We start from the raw sequence: 16058 nt of genomic DNA, 5'->3' as shown, positions 1-16058 counted from the left end.
TCCTCACCCCTCGGCCGCTTCGATCGCCGCCCGCACGGCGCGCGCCACCTGCCGGCCGGATCGCGCCAGCGCGCGCGGCTCGCCGCCCTCACCCGCCTGGATGCTGATGGCGACGCGCACGTCGCGCCCGCCGCGCGCGCCTCGCATCGGCTCGATCCGCCCGCTCGCGGTCGGCACGAACAGCTCCGGCCCGCGCTCGCCCACCAGATAGGCGGCACCCGGCGCCACCGGCCCGCCCGTCGCCCGGCCGGGCAGGCCCAGCGCGCCCAGCAGCTGTGCGCCGATCGCCATCAGGCCTCCGGCACCGCCGCCCGATCCGCCGATCTGCCCCATCCCCGCCTGGATCGCGGACGATGCGATCGCCGCCATGGTGGAAAGCGCCACCCGCCGCAGATCATCGAACCCCAGCTTGCCGGTGCGCACCGCCCGGCCCAGCGCGGCCTCGATCATGCCGCCGGCCCGCTCCGCGCCGGCAGCCAGCGGCCCTTCCAGCTCGCCGCGCATCTCGGCCACGTCGCGCTCGAAGCCGCGCGTGTCGGCCCGCACGCTCACGATCAGCCGCTCGATCTCCTCATCCATCGGGATACATCTCCTTCAGCCGGGCGATGTCGCCGGCATCGGCGGCGCGATCGCCGGAACCGCCGGCCAGCGCCTCCAGCACCGCCGCCAGCTCGGCGGGCGTCGCGCGCCAGAAATCGTCGGGGCGCCAGCCGGCGATCGCGCCGGCCATGCCCGCCAGTCGCGCCGCCTTTTCCGCGAAGCGCATCATCGCCCCTGCAATATCTGGCCGATCAGCACCTTCAGCGCCGGCGTCGCGCGGATCAGCCCGCCTTCCAGCACCGCCTCGTTGAAATGATCGCGGCCCACCCCCTCGGGCAGGTCCGCCGCGCAATGCCAGAACAAGGCGGCCAGCTCGCCCAGCGCCAGCCGTCCCTCGGCCGCCCGCTCCACCATGGCGAACAACGGGCCGATCTCGCCCTCGGCCGCCACCAGCGCGGCAAAGCTCGGCCGCAGCGTCACCGCATGGCCGGCGATGCGGATCGCCGCCTCGCCCCGCGCCGGGTTCACAGCGACACCACCGGGCCGGAACTTTCCAGGGCCAGCGTATAGGTGCGCTCGCCGTTATAATCGCCGCTATAATCCAGGCGGGTCAGCAGGAAGCGCCCCTGCATCTGCTCGCCGCCCTCGAAGCTCAGGCGATAATCGTCGATCATCCCGGCCAGCGCATTGGCCTTCAGCCGGCTTTCCGCCGCCGATCCGGTAAAGACGCCGCTGCCCGCCACCGAAACCGATCGCACGCCCGCACCCGAAAGCAGCTCGCGCCAGCCGCCCGAATCCTTGGTGGTGATCGCCACCGCCTCGCCGTTGATCGACATCTGCGTCGTGCGCAGCCCCGCCACCGTCGCGAAGGCCGGCGTCGCCGCGCCATCGCCGATCTTCAGCAGGAACGCGCTGCCCTTCTCCACCGCCATATGGGTCTCCTTCTTCCGCCCCGTGGGCTCCGCACCCCAGGGCCGCCTGTCCGTCCCGCCGGCCGGCGGCGGTCATCCCGCCACCCGCACCCGATATTCGATGATCCCCGCCCACGGCCCGTCGGCGTCGCGGATGATGCGGGATCGGACGAAGGCGATGCTCGCCAGCTCGGCGCCCGCAATCTCCCCGATCCCCTCGATCGCCGCCTCGGCCTCGGCCATCAGCCCGTGCAGCCGTCCCGGCCGGCCGCCATCGTCCCAGATCGTCACCGCCAGCCGGTGCTCGCGGCCCCGCCCCGTCTTGTGGCTCCAGTCGCCGCTCGCCCAGCCGCCGATCGAAACATAGGGAAAGGCCGCCCGCACCGGCGGCCCGTCGAATATGCCGCTCACCATCGTGCCTAGCCGGGCGGAAAGCGCCGTCACCAGCGCCGCCTGCAATGCCATGGCGCTCATCCCCGTCTCCTCATGCCCCGCATGGCGAAGGCGAGCCCGCGCAAGCTGCCGTCATAGGCCAGCCGCCGCGCCAGTCCCGGCCCGGAAATGGCGATGCCGTCGTCGCGGCCTTCCACCGCCAGCCCGGCCGGCAGCTCCGCCTCCGCCGTTTCGCGCAACGCCGCGATCAGCATCGCCACCCGCTGCCGGGCGGCGGCGTCGATCCGCCGGTTCATGGCTCCTCCTCCGCTTCGGCCAGGATGCGATCGGGCAGGCGCGGATCGGCGGTCGCCTGCCGCACGCGCAGCACGGCGCCGCGCCAGCGGATGCGGTCGCCGGGCATCAGCCCGGCCCCGGCCCGCACCGTCATCCGCCAGCGCGGCCGCGCGCGGATCGCCTCGCCCGCCACCGGCGCGCCGGTGCCCGCCGGCTCGATCGCGGCCCAGGCATCGCCCATCGGGTGCCACCCGCCGTCCGCCCCGCCCAGCGCATCGCGCGCCTCGTCCCGGCGCAGGATGGCGATCCGCTCGCGCAGCCGCCCGCTCAGCTCGCCCGGCCGGCTCACAGCCGCATCCTGCGGAACGGCCGCCACAGCGCGGCCACGGCCGCCGGCGGGCCGGCATCGTCCGGGGCATCGCGATGGGCGTGCAGATGCGCCACCAGCCGCAATATCCCCTGGCGGATCGGCTCGGGCACGCCGTTCCAGTCCGCCGCCATCCCGGCCTCGTAGGTGATGATCGCGCGGCCGGCCGCGCCGGGCCGGTCGATCCGCACCCAGCCGTCGCCGGCCGCGTCGATATCGATGGCATAGGCATCGACCGGCAGGGCGAAGGCCGCCCCTTCCGCCGGCAATCCGGCCACCTCGGCGATGCTGCGCACCGGCCTTTGCGCCAGCCTTTGCCAGTCGCCGCGGGCCGGCACCGTCTCGCTCACCAGCCGGGTCAGCAGCGCCTGGCCGATGAACTGCTCGCACAGGCCGCTCGCCGCCCGGATCAGTCTGGCCAGCGCCGCATCCTCCGCCTCGCCGTCGATCCGCAGCCAGGCCCGCGCTTCCTCCACGCTCACCGCCGTGCGCGGCGTCGCCTGCTCCGCCGGCATCAGCGTTCCTCCACGCGCAGGGTGATCGAACGCTCGTCGATCCGCCCGTCGGAAAGCTCGACCTGGCAGGTCGCGCGATACACATGGCCCGGCACGCCGCCGCTCAGCGTCGCCCGGGTGCGGGTGCCGTCCACCGCATCGTCGGCGATGATGATCCCGCCCGCCTCGGTCGGCACCACCGCCCAGTCGCTCGCGGTCACGCTGCGGCCCTCCAGCCGCTCCCCCCAGTCGATCAGATAATCGACGGTCGCGTCGGGGTCTTTCAGATAGATGCTCATCCGCCCTCCCCTCAGGCCGCCGCCGCGGGGATCGGGTCGATCCGCCGCCATGTCGCGCCGATCAGGTCGATCGATCCGCTCATCGCCACGCCCGCGCGCCAGCGGATCGCCACGGAAAGGCCGCTGTTGGTGCCGGCGGTCGGCTGGGCCATCAGGTCCAGCGCGATCAATCCGTCGATCTGCGGCAACTGGTCCGGCGCCCCCAGCGTGCCGGTCGCGCCCAGAATGTTGTTCACGGTCGGGGTGATGTTGGCCGTGGTCACGCTGATGCCGTGGCAGCCGACCAGCGCGTTGCCGCTCAGCAGCGCCGATCCTGCCAGCAGCATCCCCGCCTGCTGGGCGGAAGCGGTGGTCAGCCTCAGCGTCAGCGACCCTGCCTCGCCCGGCGTGCCGGTGAAGGCGATGCGCACCGCCGTCCAGCCGCTCGATCCGGTATAGGCTTCCAGCGGCGCGCAGGTTGCGGTCGAAAAGGCCACGCCCAGGTCGCCGGTCAGCGTGCCCGTCGCCGTCCAGCCCAGGGGCGGGGTCCCCGCGATGGCGCCGGTGCCCGAATTGACGATGCTGCTGGTGCCGCCCAGTGCCACGCAGCGGGCATTGGCGCCCAGCATGTTGCCGCGCGGCGCCGTCGTCGCGTCGAAGCTGTCGCCCGCGTTCAACGGTATCGGATCGCGCGGGCGGTAGATCGCCCGCAATATCGGCCCCAGGGCGAATTGCTTGCGGTAGCTGCCATAAGCGCTGCCGTGCAGCCCGTCCGCCGCCATGCTGAAGGCGTTGCCCGTGCTGCCCCCGATCGGCGAAAAGGCGGCGTTCGTGGGCGCCGGGTCCAGCCACCAGGGCGCGGTGTCGCAGAAGATCGCGTCCGGCACCGTCATGCAATAATCGGCATAGGCGCGGTTCACGGCCACGATCTGGCGCGCCATCGCCGCGGAAAGCCCCGATCGCGGGTCCACCCCCATCAGGATCAGGAAGCGCCCGCCCGCCGCGCGGAAGGCGTCGTGATATTTGCGGACGTTGGCCAGGATGGTGTCCGCCGCAAGGCCCGATAGCACCACGTCGTTGGTGCCGATGGTCAGCAGCATGTCGACGATCCAGTCGGCCGCCGTCTCGGCCGCCACGCCCGCCGTCATCGCCGCCATGCGGTCGGGGTTGGTCAGCCCCGTGCCGGCCTGCGTGCCCGATGTCGATCCGCCGACGCTGAAGCTCACCGGCATGATCCACACGTTCAGGGGCGTGCGCGCCGCCACCCAGCGGGCGGCGGCCGGCGCCTCGCCGGCCTTGCTGTCGCCGTCCACCATCAGCTTGGCGAACGGCCTCCCGATCAGCGGCGGCGTGCCCGCCAGCGCGTGCCGGCGCAGCATGGCCGGCGTCACCGCAACATTGCCGCCGCCCTGCACGGCGGGCAGCAGCTCGCCCCCGCCGATCGCCCCTGCGATCGGCAGCGCGGATATCTTCGTCGATGGCATGGATCACTCCAGGATGAAGGCGCCGCCGTCTTCCAGGGCCAGGGCAAGCCCGTCCTCGGCCAGCAGCACGGAAAGCGGAGGCTGGCTGCCCCCGCCGGTTGCGTCGCGCCGCCGGAACAGCGCGATCGCGAAGCCAAGGCCCAGGCGCATGGCCGGCCGTCCGCTCAGTAAAGGCCCAGCAGGTCGCCGGCGGTGGTGCCGGTGGCCCGCACATGGCTGGCGCGGATCGGCAGGATCGATCCCGCCGGCACCGCCTTCCACACATGGTCCGCGCCGTCGCGCGCGGCGCGGACGGCCACGTCGCCGCCGGCGCCCACATAGATGGCCTTGGTGATGTCGTTCAGGGGGTTGCTGTCATGCGGCACGATGGCGGCCGCGCGCATCGCGGGCGCATAGGCCGCGTCCGCGCTGGCGGCGAAGGCGTCTGCCATATCTGTCTCCGAACAGGGGGGAAAACAACCGCGCCGCGCGGGCCAGGGGAAGGGGAAACCCGCGCGGCGCGTCTTCGTCCTCAGGCGCTGGCGAACTTCATCAGCTTGATCGCTTCCGAATTGCTCACCGCGCCGCCCACGCGCTTGCTGACGTAGAAGTGGACGAAGGGCTTGTTGGTGTAGGGATCGCGCAGGATCAGCGTCTCGGCGCGTTCCGTCACCAGATATCCGGCGCGGAAATTGCCGAAGGCGATGGCGTGCGCGTTGGCGGCGATGTCGGGCATGTCCTCGGCCTCGACCACCGGATAGCCGAGCAGCGTGTCCGGCCGCCCTTCGGCCAGGCCCGGCTGCCACAGGAAGGCGCCGTCGGCGGTCTTGAACTTGCGGATCGCCGAAAGCGTGGCCGAATTCATCACGAACACCGCGCCCTGGCGATAGGGCGGGCGCAGCGCCTGGATGAGGTCGACCAGCCGGTCTTGCGGGTTGCTGGCGGCGAAGGCGCCCGCCGCCCCGCTCGGCACATATTGCAGCGTGCCGAAGGCGCGCGCGCCGTCCGCCTCGTTGGTGATCGGGCCGGCCAGGAAGCCGCGGGGCTTGTCGGCGCCGTTGCCGGAAACGAAGGCCGCCCCCTCCGCGCGGGCGAATTCGGTGGCGATCTCGCCCGCCAGCCACGCCTCGACGTCGAACCGGGCATCGTCCAGCATCGCCTGGCTGGCGGCGGGATTGGCGTAGAGGTCGCCCATCGGCGGCACGATCTCGGTGAAGCCGGGGGTCGCCGTCGCCGGCCGGGCCGCGCCCTCGGCGGCCCAGCCGGAAGCGAAGCCGCCCGTCGCCACCAGCTTGCGATAGCCGGCCGATCCCACCTTCACCACATTGGCGATGGCGCGGATGGGGGATATCGCCTTCAGCGTGCTGTCGATCACCTCGTCGATCTCGCGCGGCACGGCATAGCCGCCCTCGGCCGGGCTGGTGCCGGCTAGGCTCTTGACGCCGCTGTCCGCCCCCCGGCGCAGATATTCGTCGACGAAGGCGCGCCGCTCGGGCGAGGCATCGCCCTTCACCCCCGTCGCCGCCAGCGCCGGCCGGGTCGCGGCGGCGGCCTGGGCGTCGATCCGCGCCTTCACCGCCGCCAGTTCGCCGCGCAGCGCGGCCAGCTCGTCGGCGCGCGCCGCCGCGTCGAAGCTCGCCTCCAGCGCATCCGCCTTCACGTCGTAAGTGCCGTCCATATTGGTCTCCTCGGTCATATCCGCTCCACCGCATGCACCCGCGCGCGCGGCTGCATCGGGAATGTCACCAGCGAAACTTCCACCAGGTCGAGGTCGAAAAGTTCCCTGTTTGTTCTCTGCGCGCTTCCCCGCACGCGATAGCCGAAGCTCAGGCCCCGCACGCTGCCGTCGCCGATCCGCGCCGCCGCCTCGCGCGCCGCCGGCGACCGGCCGGAAAGCCGCCCGATCACCCGCAGGCCGTGGCCGTCCTCGGCCAGATAGTCGATCCGCCCGATCGGCCGGGCGGGGTCGTGCTGCCACAGCAGCGGCACGCCCTTCGGCCCGGCCTCCACCGCGCGCCGGAACGCGCCCGCCCGCACCACGTCCCCGCCCCGGTCCACCCGGTCGAATATCGCCGCATAGCCCGCGAACCTGATCGCCCCTTCGCCTTGAGGGGCCGGGGGACAGGAAAGCCCGGCGGAAACCGCGCTCATGCTCCTCACCCCCGCGCCAGCCCGATCAGCCCGGTCTTCACCGCCAGCCCCAGCAGCAGCAGCGCCAGCGCGATCCGTATCGCCCATCCGATCACCTCGTTCCTTGCCGTCCGCTTGGCATCGCGCCACGCGCCCAGAAGCTGGCGCAGCTCGCCGATGTCCGCGCGCGCGGCGGCATCGGCCAGCCCCAGCCGCTCCATGGCGCGCTCGGCGCCGATCTCGCTCGCTTCCTCGGCCAGGGCGCGCAGCGTCACCAGGCTCGCGCCCTCCGCCTCGGCCTGCTCCACCAGCCGGGCGATCATGTCGGTCCCCATCATGGCGTCCTCCCGAATCCCAGCATCTCGCGCTTTTCCTCGGCCGTCAGGAAATCGGCCGCCGCCGCCATCCGCCACAGCGGCTCGCGGTCGCCGTGCAGCTCGACGATCCGGTCCATGTCCACCTCGAGGGCGATGCCCGGCCACCAATGGCCCAGCGCCTCGCCGATCCCGTCCAGGATGCGCGCCGCCATCGGCAGCACGGTCAGCCGCCAGAAGGCGCGGTTGGCCTCGGCATAATTGGCGTAGGTATTGTCGCCCGGCTGGCCCAGCATCATCGGCGGCACGCCGAAGGCCAGGGCGATCTCGCGCGCGGCATTGGCCTTCAGCGCCACGAAATCCATGTCGGCGGGCGAAAGGCTCAGCGATTGCCAGCGCAATCCCCCTTCCAGCAGCATCGGCCGGCCGGCGTTGGTGCCGCCGGCAAAGCCCGCCTCCATCTCCGCCTTCAGCCGGTCGAACTGCTCGGGGCTCAGCTCCGCGCCCTTCTCGCCGGGGTCGTATACCAGCGCGCCGGATGGGCGGGCGGCATTGTCCAGCAGCGCCTTGTTCCACCGCGTCGCCGCATTGTGGATCGCCACCGCGCCCGCCGCCGCCTCCAGGCAGCCCAGCCCATATTGGTCGTCCAGCGGGTGGAAGGCGCGCAGGTGGATGATGCCCGGCCGGCCCAGCGGATCGGTGACGGGCAGCCGCTCCACCGCCTGCCCCACCTGATAGCGATAGGCCACCGGCCAGCCCCGCGCGTCGGTTTCCGCCGTCATCCGCTCGGGCCGCAGCACGTGCAGGCGCATGGGCTCGTCCGCCGCATCGCAGCCGATGCCGGCATATCCGTCGCCGTGCAGCAGCAGGTGTACCGCCAGCGGCTCCATCGCCGCCCCCGCCAGCGCGGCCGCCTTCTCCGGCCCGCCCGTCACGACCAGGCTCAACGATCGCACGCTGTCGCCCACCAGCCGCATCGCCCGCTGCGCCACCGGGTTGGCGATCACCGCATCGCGCGCCTGCGCGTCATATCCGCGCGGCCAGCCGGCTTCCTGCGGCCATGCCGCCATCGTCCAGCCGCCCGATCGCGCCAGCGCGGGGCGCACGGCCCCGCCGCCGCCCTTCCGTCCGAAAAGCCGCATGATCGTCTCCAAAATTCATGAAAGCCGGACGGCCCGAAGCCGCCTTCACCCGAACCGGCCAGAACCGGACCGGTCCCCATCCTCTTCGCCACCCCGGACGTGATCCGGGGTCCATCTCTCCACAAGCACCGGGCCAGGACCAATCGACATTCAGATGATGGCGCGACGAAAATGGTGGTTTTCTGTGACCCGGAGCGCAGCCTGCTCAAAGTAGGTGAGCACCGGAAGCGCAGGAAACCGCCATTTGCAGGCCGTCAGGGCTGAATGTCGATTGGTCCTAGGCCGTCACCCCGGCGCCCGCCGCATGGTGGCCCCCCGGTCACGTCCGGGTGGCGGCCTTTTTAAGGAGCGCGTCGAGCCTCACGGGATGAATGCCCTCCCCTAAAGCATCCGCATCGCCGGCCGCGGCCCCCGCACCAGCATCAGTTCGGTCAGCGCCCAGACCAGCGCGTCCGCGCGATCCGGCGATCGGCCCGGCCCCTCATATCCGCCGCCCGCAAGCAGCCCGGCCATCTCATCCTCCAGATCGGGGAAGGCCGTCACATGGAAAGCCCGCCCGGCCTCGTATAGCGCCACCACCGGCTCCGCCCGCGCCGTCTTGCCGTGCGCGGCATGGACCAGCTTCACCGGCAGCCGCTCGTCGGCGGCGCGCAGCACGCTTTCCACCATCGCCCCGCCATTGTTCGCCTCGGCCACCACCCGGTCCGCGCCGTGCGCGGCCGCCGTGCGCGCCACCGCCCGTGCCCAGCCCTCGGGGCCGACGCCGGAAACGCTGGCGTCGGCCAGCACATAAGCGCGCCGGTCATCCCCCATCGCCGCCACCACGATGCCGCAGGCGTCGCCCCCGCCCGCGCCGGCCGGCGGATCGACGCCGATCACCACCCGCGCCAGCGCGTCGGGGGCCGGGCGCCGGCAACGCTCGATCAGGTCGCGGCTCCACAGGGCGCCCGCCACATCGTCGATCAGCTCGCCGTCCAGTTCCTGCCGGCCCAGCCGCGTGCCGGCATAATTGGCGGTCATCGCCGCGATGAAATCGCGCGAAAGATGCGCGCGATTGTCGCCCGTCCCGCCCCGCGTCACCAGCACGCGCGCTTCCCTGGCCAGCCGCCGCACCAGCGCCACCGGGCGCGGCGTCGTCGTCGCCACCGCGCGCGGGCGGCGGCCCAGCCGCAGGCCCATCATCAGATTGTCCCACGCCTCCACGCCGGCCGGCCATTTGGCGATCTCGTCCGCCCAGGCGAAATGGTGCTGCGCGCCGCGCAGCCCGTCCGGCTCGGCCGCCGAATAGAGGAAGGCCTGCGCCCCGTTCGGCCAGCGCAGCCGGTGGAGCGAGGGTTCCCAGCGGGGCTGCCGATGCGGCGGGGCGATGCTCAGCAGCCCGCTCTCCCCCACCACCATCACCGCGCGCGCCTCCGCCATCGTCGCCGCCACCAGCGCGATCCGCGCCTCGGGGCTGCGCTCCGCCTGCGCCCGCACCCATTCCGCCCCGGCCCGCGTCTTGCCGAAGCCGCGCCCCGCCAGGATCAGCCAGGTCCGCCAGTCGCCCTCGGGCGCAAGCTGCGCGGGCCGCGCCCAGAAGGGCCAGCTCCACAGCAGCTCCAGCCTTTCGTCGGGCGCCATCGCCTCCAGCATGGCTCGGCGCCGCGCCTCGTCCAGCCCGGCCAGTATCTCCGCGCGCGATCGGTTCGCCACCGGCCTCCTGATCGCGTTCATTGCGGCTCGGCCATGCGTTCGTGCATCTCGGCCAGCTTCTCGTCCAGCCGGGCGAAGGCATCGGTCATGTCGATCGCCGCGCCCGGCGCCGGCGCCGCCTCCCTTGCCGTTTCGCGATGCATGCGCAGCAGGAACATCACCATCCTGTTGTCCGGCACCAGCACCTCGCCCTTGGCCTCGCCGCCATGGATGATCGGCGTCAGCGTGCCGCCCAGCGCGCGCTGCAGGGCCACCTGCTCCAGATGCTCCAGCCCTTCCTCCAGCGCCGCCTTCCACGCGGCCCGGAAATCCGCGTCGCGGCGGCGCAGCTTATAGGCTCCCGGCTCGCCCATCCCCACCAGCCGCGCCGATGCGCTCACATTGGCCGTTACCGCCAGATGCGCCAGGAACGTCTCCCGCTTGGCCTCGGTCCAGCCGCCCGTGCGCACCACGCGGCCGATGGCGTTCAGTTCCGGCGCTTCGCGTTTCGCGCGGGATGCGACCGGCCGGCGTTTCGTTTTCGGCTCCGGCTCCGACGTCGGCGTCGGCTTCGGCTTCGGCTTCGGCTCCGGCTCCGGCTCCGGCTTCGTTTTCAGCTCCGGCGCCGGCTTCGCGCCGGCATCGCCCGCCATCGTGCCCGGCGCGGTTTCTTCCACCTTGCCCATGGCCCTACCTCCAGCAATCGAACAGGCAGAAATGGAACGGGCCGGCGGCGATCCCTCGCCCCGGCCCGAACGCATTAATCCAGCTTGCGGTTCTTCTATCTCAACAGCGTCGCGCTGTCAATCATTTTTTACCTATTTGGTTCGTAACCGACCTTGGCGAAGAACGCCCGTTCCCGTTCGATCCACGGCGCGATCGAAGGCCGCGCCTGTATCCCCGCCACATAGGCCGCCACCCTGGGGTGGCGCGCGGCATCCACGCCCGCGCCCACATGGCCGAAATTGGCGAAAGGCTGGACGATCGCGATATCCGCCAGCGTCATCCGGTCCTCCACCAGATATCCCGATTCCGGCACGCGCGGCTCCAGGAAATCCAGCAGCTTGGGCAAATCCTCGCGCTCGGCCCGGTCCGCCTCGGCCAGGTCGCCCTCCTGCTTCAGGAACAGCGGGCAGACGATGCGGTTGAAGAACATCTTGGCCATGCACGGCACGAACTTCGTATCAGCGATCTCGTCCCACCAGATCGTCATCGCCCGCGCCCTGGGCTCGGCAGGGATCAGCGCCGGATCGGGCTTGATGGCCTCCATATAGGTTACGATGGCGGTGGAATCGGACAGGCGAAAATCCCCGTCGCGGAATGCCGGCATCAGCCCGAAGGGGCTCGCCGCGCGGAAATCCGGGTCATCCGCCTGCAAGCCCAGCGATTTCAGCTCGAAATCCAGCCCCTTCTCGGCGGCAAAGGCCAATACCTTGCGCACATAAGGCGACATGGAACTTCCATAAACGATCATCGGCGCGCCTCTCTCTTCTCGTCATCCCACCCTGGCTGGCCACGCTAGCTGGAACGCGTGGGATCGGTCATCGGATCGGCCATCTCGCGGGCGCCGGGCGCGCGGGTCCAGGGCAGCGATCCGGTCTGCCGTTCGATCATGCGGTGGATCACCGGCTTGTCGTCCCCGCGGTGGAGCGCGCGGATGCGCTCGAAATTCTCGGCATCCGCCTGGGTGCGCCGTTCCTGATGGCGGATATAGTCCAGCCAGGTCGGCACATTGTATCGCTCGATCCACAGTCGCGGGTCGCCCAGGTCGCGCAGCAGCGTCCAGTGCCGCGCGCCGTCGCGGATGCGGATGCGCCGCCGCTCGTTCATCGCCGCCAGGAACTCGATCACGTCCACCGGGTCGATATGATATTCGATGCTGATCACGATCGGCCCGCTCGATGGCTGCACCGCCACCGCCGTTTCCGGCACCGTCCATTGGCCCGCCGGGTCCAGGTTCATGAAATCCGCCTGCGGCAGCTTCAGGCGCAGGCCCACGATCAGGCCGATGCCCTGCGCCAGCCCGGCGGCGATCAGCGCCACGCGCACGCCATGGTCGTCGGCCACTTCGCCGAACAGCCAGGCGCCCATCGCCATGCCGCCGAATGCCGCCATCTGGTAAAGCGCCAGCGCGCGCGCCACCACCCAGCGGGGGGCGGCCATCTGCACCGATACGTTGAAGGTGGATAGCGCCAGCACCCAGCCCGCGCCGGCCAGCGCCAGCGCCGCCACCGTCACCAGCGTGATGTGGCTCATGCCCGCCACGATCGCGCCGATCGTCAGCGCCAGCGTCGCCGCGCGCACGATCGTCTCGGTCGAAAAGCGCTGCCGCAGCCGTCCGCTGCTCAGCGCGCCCGCCACCGCGCCCAGGCCGAACGCGCCCAGCAGCACGCCGTAGACCAGCGGTCCGCCCGTCACCAGGTCGCGCGCCACCAGCGGCATCAGCGCCGGCACCGCGCTCGCGGCGATGCCGAACAGCCCCGCGCGCAGCAGCACCACCCGGATCGTGGGGGACATGGCGACGTAGCGCACCCCCGCCGCCATCGCCGTCCCCAGCGTCTCGCGCGGCAGCATGCGCGGCGGCCGCACCGGGTGCCAGCGCGTCAGGACAACAATAAGTCCCAGATAACTAACGGCATTCACCGCAAACGCCGCCGCCGGCCCCGCCGCCGCCACGATCAGCCCGCCAATCGCCGGTCCAACACTCCGCGCGATGTTGAACCCCATGCTGTTATAGGCCACCGCGCTCGGCAGCACCGGCCGCGGCACCATATCGCCCACCGATGCCTGCCACGCCGGCCCGTTCAGCGCCGTCCCGCACCCGATCAGGAAGGTGAAGGTCAGCAGCAGCCAGGGCGTCAGCACGCCCATCCACGCGCAGATCGAAAGCGTCAGCGACACCAGCAGCATGAAGCCCTGGGCGCACAGCATCACGATCCGCCGGTCCAGATTGTCCGCCACCGCCCCCGCCCACAGCGAAAGCAGCATGATCGGCAGGGTGGTGGACGATTGCACCAGCGCCACCAGCGTCGGCGAATGGGCGATGGTGGTCATCAGCCAGGATGCGCCGACGGACTGGATCAACCCGCCGAAATTGGATGCCATGCTGGCGATCCATACCGCGCGGAAGATCGATATGGTCAGCGGCGAAGGCGGTGGCGGGGAATCGGCGGTGGATGCGAAAGGGCCGGCCATGCCCCTTCGATGCGTCAATTCCGCGGTTTGGGCCACCCCCTAACTGGCGATTTTGTCGCTCACTCGCCGTCCAGCGACTTCACCAGCACGGCGAAGCGTAGCGGCGGCTCCACCGCGACCGGAAAGGGCCGCGTCTCGCCCGTCACGCGATAGCCGCGCCGTTCGTAGAAGGCGATCAGCTCGGCCCGGCTGTCGATCACGGTCATCTCGATCCGCGCAACGCCGAACAAGGCCCGTGCCTGCGCCTCCGCCTCGGCCATCAGCCGCTTGCCCAGCCCACCCGCCTGCCGCAGCGGATCGACACAGAGCAACCCGAGATAGGCGGTGCCGTCACCCTTGTCGGTGATCTGCACACAACCGAGCATCGCGCCGCCGGCTTCGGCAACCAGCAGCCGCTCGCCCGGCGCCGCAAGGATCGCCTCCAGCGTCGCCCGGTCGGTGCGCTCGCCTTCCAGCAGGTCCGCCTCGTGCGTCCACCCGCCACGCGCGGCATCCCCGCGATAGGCCCGCTCGATCACGGGGTGCAGCATGGCGAGGTCATCGGGACGGGCGGGCCGGATGGTCAGCAGCGAAAGATCGATCATTCCGCGCCTGATAAAGCGAAGCCGGCGATGGAGGGAAGGCCAACCGCCACAAAAAACCATCCGCCGGAAACAAGCGGGAAATCCTCACCCGCCTAAAGCCTTCTCCATTGCTCGCTCTTCGGAGCCGCCCGGCAACGAGATCCCATCCAAGGGACGGCCGAACAGGGGAGGCGCTCGCTCCGGTCAATGTCTGGAGGCACCACGTGAACATTCTCTGGCTCGCAGTCGCTTATACGATGAGTCTCGACGCTCCCATTACCCATCAGGTCACTGTCGAACATGCCGGCAAGCCGGTTGCCGTCACCTATGATGCTGAGGTCGTCACCCGCATGAAGACGGTGGGCACCACCCCACCGCCGCGCCCCAGCTCGGAACGCTGCCGCTGGAAGGCCAGCGTCACCGTCATCCGCCAGGTCCATTCGGCCTCGGGCGCCAGCCTCAACCGCACGCTGCCGGAAGTGAAGGAAATCAGCGGCCAGCGCCCCGGCACCTGCATGGCCGGCCGCAAGGCGATCATGGCGGAGCTGGACGGCAAGATCGAACGCGTGCGCGAACATCTGCGCGCCACGGCGGAAGCCGATCGGCCGACCCTGCTTGCGGATATCGACGCCGCCCGCACGCTCGCCCTCAACTGACGTCCTCAACTGAACGATGCTCCATTGCAGGGCCGCGCCGCTGGCGCTCGCGCTGGCCGGCGCGGCTTCGGCCGTTGCCGCCGTCTCGTCCGCGCAGGCGCAGGCATTCGCCGGGCCGCAATTCTCGGCTGAAATCGTCACCGATCAGCGCCGCCGCGGCTTGAGCTGGAGCGATGGCAAAGCCGCAGCCGAGGCCGCTCTGCGCCTTCCGCTGGGCGACAGGCTGGAAGCCGGCGCCGCGATCGGCACGTTGCGCGGCAGCAGCCGTCATGGCGGCGCCGACGCCGGCCTGGATCTCGATCTCGGCTATCGCCACGATGCCGGGCCATGGCGCCTGACCGCCACGGTCATCGGCCATATCTTCCCCGGCGAAGGCCGGCTCGATTATGTCGAGGTCGAAGCCGGGGCCGGCCTGCTGATCGGCCCGGCCCAGTTCGATATGCTCGCCGCTTATGCCCCCTCGCAAGCGGCGATCGGCGGCGACAATCTCCATCTCGCCGCGCGCGGCCTCGTCGTCCTGCCCGGAACCCCCTTCACCCTCACCGCCGGCATCGGCCGGTCGAGCGGAGACGTCACCCGCCCCGATCGCGCCGTCCGCCTGCGCCCCTCCGGCAGCTATTGGGATTATCGCTTCGGCGTGGACCATGTCAGCGGCCCGATCACCCTCGGCCTCGCTTTCACCACCACCTCGATCGACAGGCCGGCCGAAAGCACCCCCACCCGCTATCTCGATCGCAACACCGGCTCTAGGCTGCTCGCCCGCGCGCGGCTCAGCCTGTAAGGGGCTGCGCCCGTTCAAGCATCGCACGCGGGCGCCCAATCCAGCCCGGCCTTCGTGCCTCCGCTTCATCGCACGCCATAGAAATCCGCCACCCGGTCCAGCGCCATCAGCAGCACCAGCTTGCCCGCGCGCCTCGGCCAGCCCAATGCCCGCTCCGCGCCCTCCAGCCCCTCGCCCCCGCACACGACCCGCCAGCAGATATCGGCCAGCCCCGGCCCTGCTGCGGCAATCGCCCCGTCGAACCGGCGTTTCGCCGCGATCTGCGCCAGCGTCGGGTCCAAGGGCGCGTCCGGCCCCCTCCCGCCCCGCGCCACCGGGGCCGCATCCCAGCGCATCGTCACGCGCGGCGAAAGCCCCGCCATCTCCCAGTCCGCACGCAGCCTCTCCCCAGCGCCGAACTGACGCCGGGTCAGCAGTCCGCGCGACAGCAGCCATCCCAGCGGCGATTCCCCCGCATTCACCGCCACGCTCCGCGCGGGCCGCGCCGGCCCACACTCATTCCCGCCCGTGCCATCGCGTCTCCGCGCTCCGTCAGCTCCACCACCCCGGCCGCCGCTCGATTCCGCCGCAGGCACAGGCCGCTCCACGATCAGCCGGTTGGCGCGATCGGGCCGGGCGATCCTGGCTGTGAATCCCTGCCCCGCCGCCGTCAGCCGTAGCGCCCTGCCTGCCACCGTCACCAGGTCGGCGCGGGCCAGCATGTCGATCAGGCTGTCGGGCGCGTCCAGCACGCCCACCCGCCAACCATCGCCATGCCGCTTCGCGGGGCGCCCTTCCTCCAGCGCCGCCATGATCCGCCTGCCATGGGCCCCAATCGCTGCCATGCTGTTCCTCCTTGCTTCGACAAGGCAGTTGATTGCCACATGGGTAATGCTGTAGGAAAG

Annotated in this window: 24 protein-coding genes; 2 read left to right on the top strand and 22 right to left on the bottom strand. The window is 71.3% G+C overall.

Annotation, left to right across the window (positions count from 1 at the left end; genetic code table 11):
* Positions 1–3 precede the first annotated feature (3 nt).
* From G432_RS17265 to G432_RS17170, 21 genes are all read right to left on the bottom strand, one after another.
* Positions 4–579, bottom strand: a complete 576-nt coding sequence (locus tag G432_RS17265) for a hypothetical protein (protein WP_015460109.1) — start codon at positions 577–579, stop codon at positions 4–6.
* The gene (locus tag G432_RS17260) at positions 572–769 is read right to left on the bottom strand and encodes a phage tail assembly chaperone (protein ID WP_015460108.1); all 198 of its coding nucleotides are present in this window, start codon (positions 767–769) and stop codon (positions 572–574) included. The genes G432_RS17265 and G432_RS17260 overlap by 8 nt, the downstream gene beginning before the upstream one ends.
* Complete coding sequence (locus G432_RS17255; RefSeq protein ID WP_015460107.1) at positions 766–1068, bottom strand: gene transfer agent family protein; 303 nt, start codon at positions 1066–1068, stop codon at positions 766–768. The genes G432_RS17260 and G432_RS17255 overlap by 4 nt, the downstream gene beginning before the upstream one ends.
* Positions 1065–1472 (bottom strand): phage major tail protein, TP901-1 family, encoded by a 408-nt coding sequence (locus G432_RS17250; protein WP_015460106.1) that lies wholly within the window; start codon positions 1470–1472, stop codon positions 1065–1067. The genes G432_RS17255 and G432_RS17250 overlap by 4 nt, the downstream gene beginning before the upstream one ends.
* A gap of 72 nt (positions 1473–1544) precedes the next feature.
* Positions 1545–1925: a DUF3168 domain-containing protein gene (locus G432_RS17245; RefSeq protein ID WP_015460105.1), complete on the bottom strand. Its 381-nt coding sequence runs from the start codon at positions 1923–1925 to the stop codon at positions 1545–1547.
* On the bottom strand, positions 1922–2140 hold the full coding sequence (locus tag G432_RS17240; protein ID WP_015460104.1) for a hypothetical protein: 219 nt from the start codon (positions 2138–2140) through the stop codon (positions 1922–1924). Before G432_RS17240 ends, G432_RS17245 begins: the two co-directional genes overlap by 4 nt.
* A complete protein-coding gene (locus G432_RS17235) occupies positions 2137–2469 on the bottom strand; it encodes a head-tail adaptor protein (protein ID WP_015460103.1) in 333 nt (110 codons plus the stop codon). Before G432_RS17235 ends, G432_RS17240 begins: the two co-directional genes overlap by 4 nt.
* A complete protein-coding gene (locus G432_RS17230; protein WP_015460102.1) occupies positions 2466–3002 on the bottom strand; it encodes a head-tail connector protein in 537 nt (178 codons plus the stop codon). The genes G432_RS17235 and G432_RS17230 overlap by 4 nt, the downstream gene beginning before the upstream one ends.
* Positions 3002–3280 carry a phage fiber-tail adaptor protein gene (locus G432_RS17225; protein WP_041865534.1) on the bottom strand — a complete coding sequence of 93 codons (279 nt, stop codon included), beginning with the start codon at positions 3278–3280 and terminating at the stop codon, positions 3002–3004. The genes G432_RS17230 and G432_RS17225 overlap by 1 nt, the downstream gene beginning before the upstream one ends.
* Positions 3281–3291: 11 nt before the next feature.
* Entirely contained in the window at positions 3292–4743 is a 1452-nt protein-coding gene (locus G432_RS17220; protein WP_015460100.1) for an SGNH/GDSL hydrolase family protein, read from the bottom strand.
* 3 nt (positions 4744–4746) lie between these two features.
* A complete protein-coding gene (locus tag G432_RS23800) occupies positions 4747–4893 on the bottom strand; it encodes a hypothetical protein (RefSeq protein ID WP_170112669.1) in 147 nt (48 codons plus the stop codon).
* A gap of 14 nt (positions 4894–4907) precedes the next feature.
* A complete protein-coding gene (locus G432_RS17215; RefSeq protein ID WP_015460099.1) occupies positions 4908–5174 on the bottom strand; it encodes a spike base protein, RCAP_Rcc01079 family in 267 nt (88 codons plus the stop codon).
* A gap of 80 nt (positions 5175–5254) precedes the next feature.
* Entirely contained in the window at positions 5255–6418 is a 1164-nt protein-coding gene (locus tag G432_RS17210; protein WP_015460098.1) for a phage major capsid protein, read from the bottom strand.
* A complete protein-coding gene (locus G432_RS17205) occupies positions 6415–6873 on the bottom strand; it encodes an HK97 family phage prohead protease (RefSeq protein ID WP_015460097.1) in 459 nt (152 codons plus the stop codon). Before G432_RS17205 ends, G432_RS17210 begins: the two co-directional genes overlap by 4 nt.
* 5 nt (positions 6874–6878) lie before the next feature.
* Positions 6879–7187, bottom strand: a complete 309-nt coding sequence (locus G432_RS17200) for a DUF6127 family protein (RefSeq protein ID WP_015460096.1) — start codon at positions 7185–7187, stop codon at positions 6879–6881.
* Positions 7187–8308 (bottom strand): phage portal protein, encoded by a 1122-nt coding sequence (locus G432_RS17195; RefSeq protein ID WP_015460095.1) that lies wholly within the window; start codon positions 8306–8308, stop codon positions 7187–7189. Before G432_RS17195 ends, G432_RS17200 begins: the two co-directional genes overlap by 1 nt.
* Before the next feature lie 381 nt (positions 8309–8689).
* Positions 8690–10021 carry a DNA-packaging protein gene (locus tag G432_RS17190; protein WP_015460094.1) on the bottom strand — a complete coding sequence of 444 codons (1332 nt, stop codon included), beginning with the start codon at positions 10019–10021 and terminating at the stop codon, positions 8690–8692.
* A complete protein-coding gene (locus G432_RS23795; RefSeq protein WP_015460093.1) occupies positions 10018–10665 on the bottom strand; it encodes a hypothetical protein in 648 nt (215 codons plus the stop codon). Before G432_RS23795 ends, G432_RS17190 begins: the two co-directional genes overlap by 4 nt.
* A gap of 128 nt (positions 10666–10793) precedes the next feature.
* On the bottom strand, positions 10794–11453 hold the full coding sequence (locus tag G432_RS17180) for a glutathione S-transferase family protein (protein WP_015460092.1): 660 nt from the start codon (positions 11451–11453) through the stop codon (positions 10794–10796).
* 44 nt (positions 11454–11497) lie between these two features.
* On the bottom strand, positions 11498–13174 hold the full coding sequence (locus tag G432_RS17175; protein ID WP_041864974.1) for an MFS transporter: 1677 nt from the start codon (positions 13172–13174) through the stop codon (positions 11498–11500).
* Between the two features lie 59 nt (positions 13175–13233).
* A complete protein-coding gene (locus tag G432_RS17170) occupies positions 13234–13758 on the bottom strand; it encodes a GNAT family N-acetyltransferase (protein WP_015460090.1) in 525 nt (174 codons plus the stop codon).
* Positions 13759–13961: 203 nt separating this feature from the next.
* Here G432_RS17170 and G432_RS17165 point away from each other — a divergent pair, with 203 nt between their 5' ends.
* Positions 13962–14393, top strand: coding sequence for a hypothetical protein (locus G432_RS17165; RefSeq protein WP_015460089.1), 432 nt, complete (start codon positions 13962–13964; stop codon positions 14391–14393).
* 16 nt (positions 14394–14409) lie between these two features.
* Positions 14410–15174 (top strand): TorF family putative porin, encoded by a 765-nt coding sequence (locus G432_RS17160; protein WP_015460088.1) that lies wholly within the window; start codon positions 14410–14412, stop codon positions 15172–15174.
* A 65-nt stretch (positions 15175–15239) separates the two neighbouring features.
* On the opposite strand, the gene G432_RS22190 is transcribed toward G432_RS17160, so the two are convergent.
* Positions 15240–15641 carry a DUF6456 domain-containing protein gene (locus tag G432_RS22190; RefSeq protein WP_051128856.1) on the bottom strand — a complete coding sequence of 134 codons (402 nt, stop codon included), beginning with the start codon at positions 15639–15641 and terminating at the stop codon, positions 15240–15242.
* Positions 15642–16058: the final 417 nt, after the last annotated feature.

It is taken from the genome of Sphingomonas sp. MM-1, from assembly GCF_000347675.2.
GTDB lineage: Bacteria > Pseudomonadota > Alphaproteobacteria > Sphingomonadales > Sphingomonadaceae > Sphingomonas_E > Sphingomonas_E fennica.
Note: the sequence above shows the minus strand (reverse complement) of the source record. Positions and strands in the feature narration are given on the sequence as shown.

Excerpts from the sequence above, each read along its gene's own strand:
- G432_RS17160 (WP_015460088.1), top strand. The coding sequence starts at position 14,410 with ATGCTCCATTGCAGGGCCGCGCCGCTGGCGCTCGCGCTGGCCGGCGCG.
- G432_RS17240 (WP_015460104.1), bottom strand. The coding sequence starts at position 2,140 with ATGAACCGGCGGATCGACGCCGCCGCCCGGCAGCGGGTGGCGATGCTG.
- G432_RS17260 (WP_015460108.1), bottom strand. The coding sequence starts at position 769 with ATGATGCGCTTCGCGGAAAAGGCGGCGCGACTGGCGGGCATGGCCGGC.
- G432_RS17230 (WP_015460102.1), bottom strand. The coding sequence starts at position 3,002 with ATGCCGGCGGAGCAGGCGACGCCGCGCACGGCGGTGAGCGTGGAGGAA.
- G432_RS23795 (WP_015460093.1), bottom strand. The coding sequence starts at position 10,665 with ATGGGCAAGGTGGAAGAAACCGCGCCGGGCACGATGGCGGGCGATGCC.
- G432_RS17190 (WP_015460094.1), bottom strand. The coding sequence starts at position 10,021 with ATGAACGCGATCAGGAGGCCGGTGGCGAACCGATCGCGCGCGGAGATA.
- G432_RS17170 (WP_015460090.1), bottom strand. The coding sequence starts at position 13,758 with ATGATCGATCTTTCGCTGCTGACCATCCGGCCCGCCCGTCCCGATGAC.
- G432_RS17220 (WP_015460100.1), bottom strand. The coding sequence starts at position 4,743 with ATGCCATCGACGAAGATATCCGCGCTGCCGATCGCAGGGGCGATCGGC.
- G432_RS17205 (WP_015460097.1), bottom strand. The coding sequence starts at position 6,873 with ATGAGCGCGGTTTCCGCCGGGCTTTCCTGTCCCCCGGCCCCTCAAGGC.
- G432_RS17180 (WP_015460092.1), bottom strand. The coding sequence starts at position 11,453 with ATGATCGTTTATGGAAGTTCCATGTCGCCTTATGTGCGCAAGGTATTG.
- G432_RS23800 (WP_170112669.1), bottom strand. The coding sequence starts at position 4,893 with ATGCGCCTGGGCCTTGGCTTCGCGATCGCGCTGTTCCGGCGGCGCGAC.
- G432_RS17215 (WP_015460099.1), bottom strand. The coding sequence starts at position 5,174 with ATGGCAGACGCCTTCGCCGCCAGCGCGGACGCGGCCTATGCGCCCGCG.
- G432_RS17200 (WP_015460096.1), bottom strand. The coding sequence starts at position 7,187 with ATGGGGACCGACATGATCGCCCGGCTGGTGGAGCAGGCCGAGGCGGAG.
- G432_RS17195 (WP_015460095.1), bottom strand. The coding sequence starts at position 8,308 with ATGCGGCTTTTCGGACGGAAGGGCGGCGGCGGGGCCGTGCGCCCCGCG.
- G432_RS17265 (WP_015460109.1), bottom strand. The coding sequence starts at position 579 with ATGGATGAGGAGATCGAGCGGCTGATCGTGAGCGTGCGGGCCGACACG.
- G432_RS17245 (WP_015460105.1), bottom strand. The coding sequence starts at position 1,925 with ATGAGCGCCATGGCATTGCAGGCGGCGCTGGTGACGGCGCTTTCCGCC.
- G432_RS17210 (WP_015460098.1), bottom strand. The coding sequence starts at position 6,418 with ATGACCGAGGAGACCAATATGGACGGCACTTACGACGTGAAGGCGGAT.
- G432_RS17175 (WP_041864974.1), bottom strand. The coding sequence starts at position 13,174 with ATGGCCGGCCCTTTCGCATCCACCGCCGATTCCCCGCCACCGCCTTCG.
- G432_RS17250 (WP_015460106.1), bottom strand. The coding sequence starts at position 1,472 with ATGGCGGTGGAGAAGGGCAGCGCGTTCCTGCTGAAGATCGGCGATGGC.
- G432_RS17225 (WP_041865534.1), bottom strand. The coding sequence starts at position 3,280 with ATGAGCATCTATCTGAAAGACCCCGACGCGACCGTCGATTATCTGATC.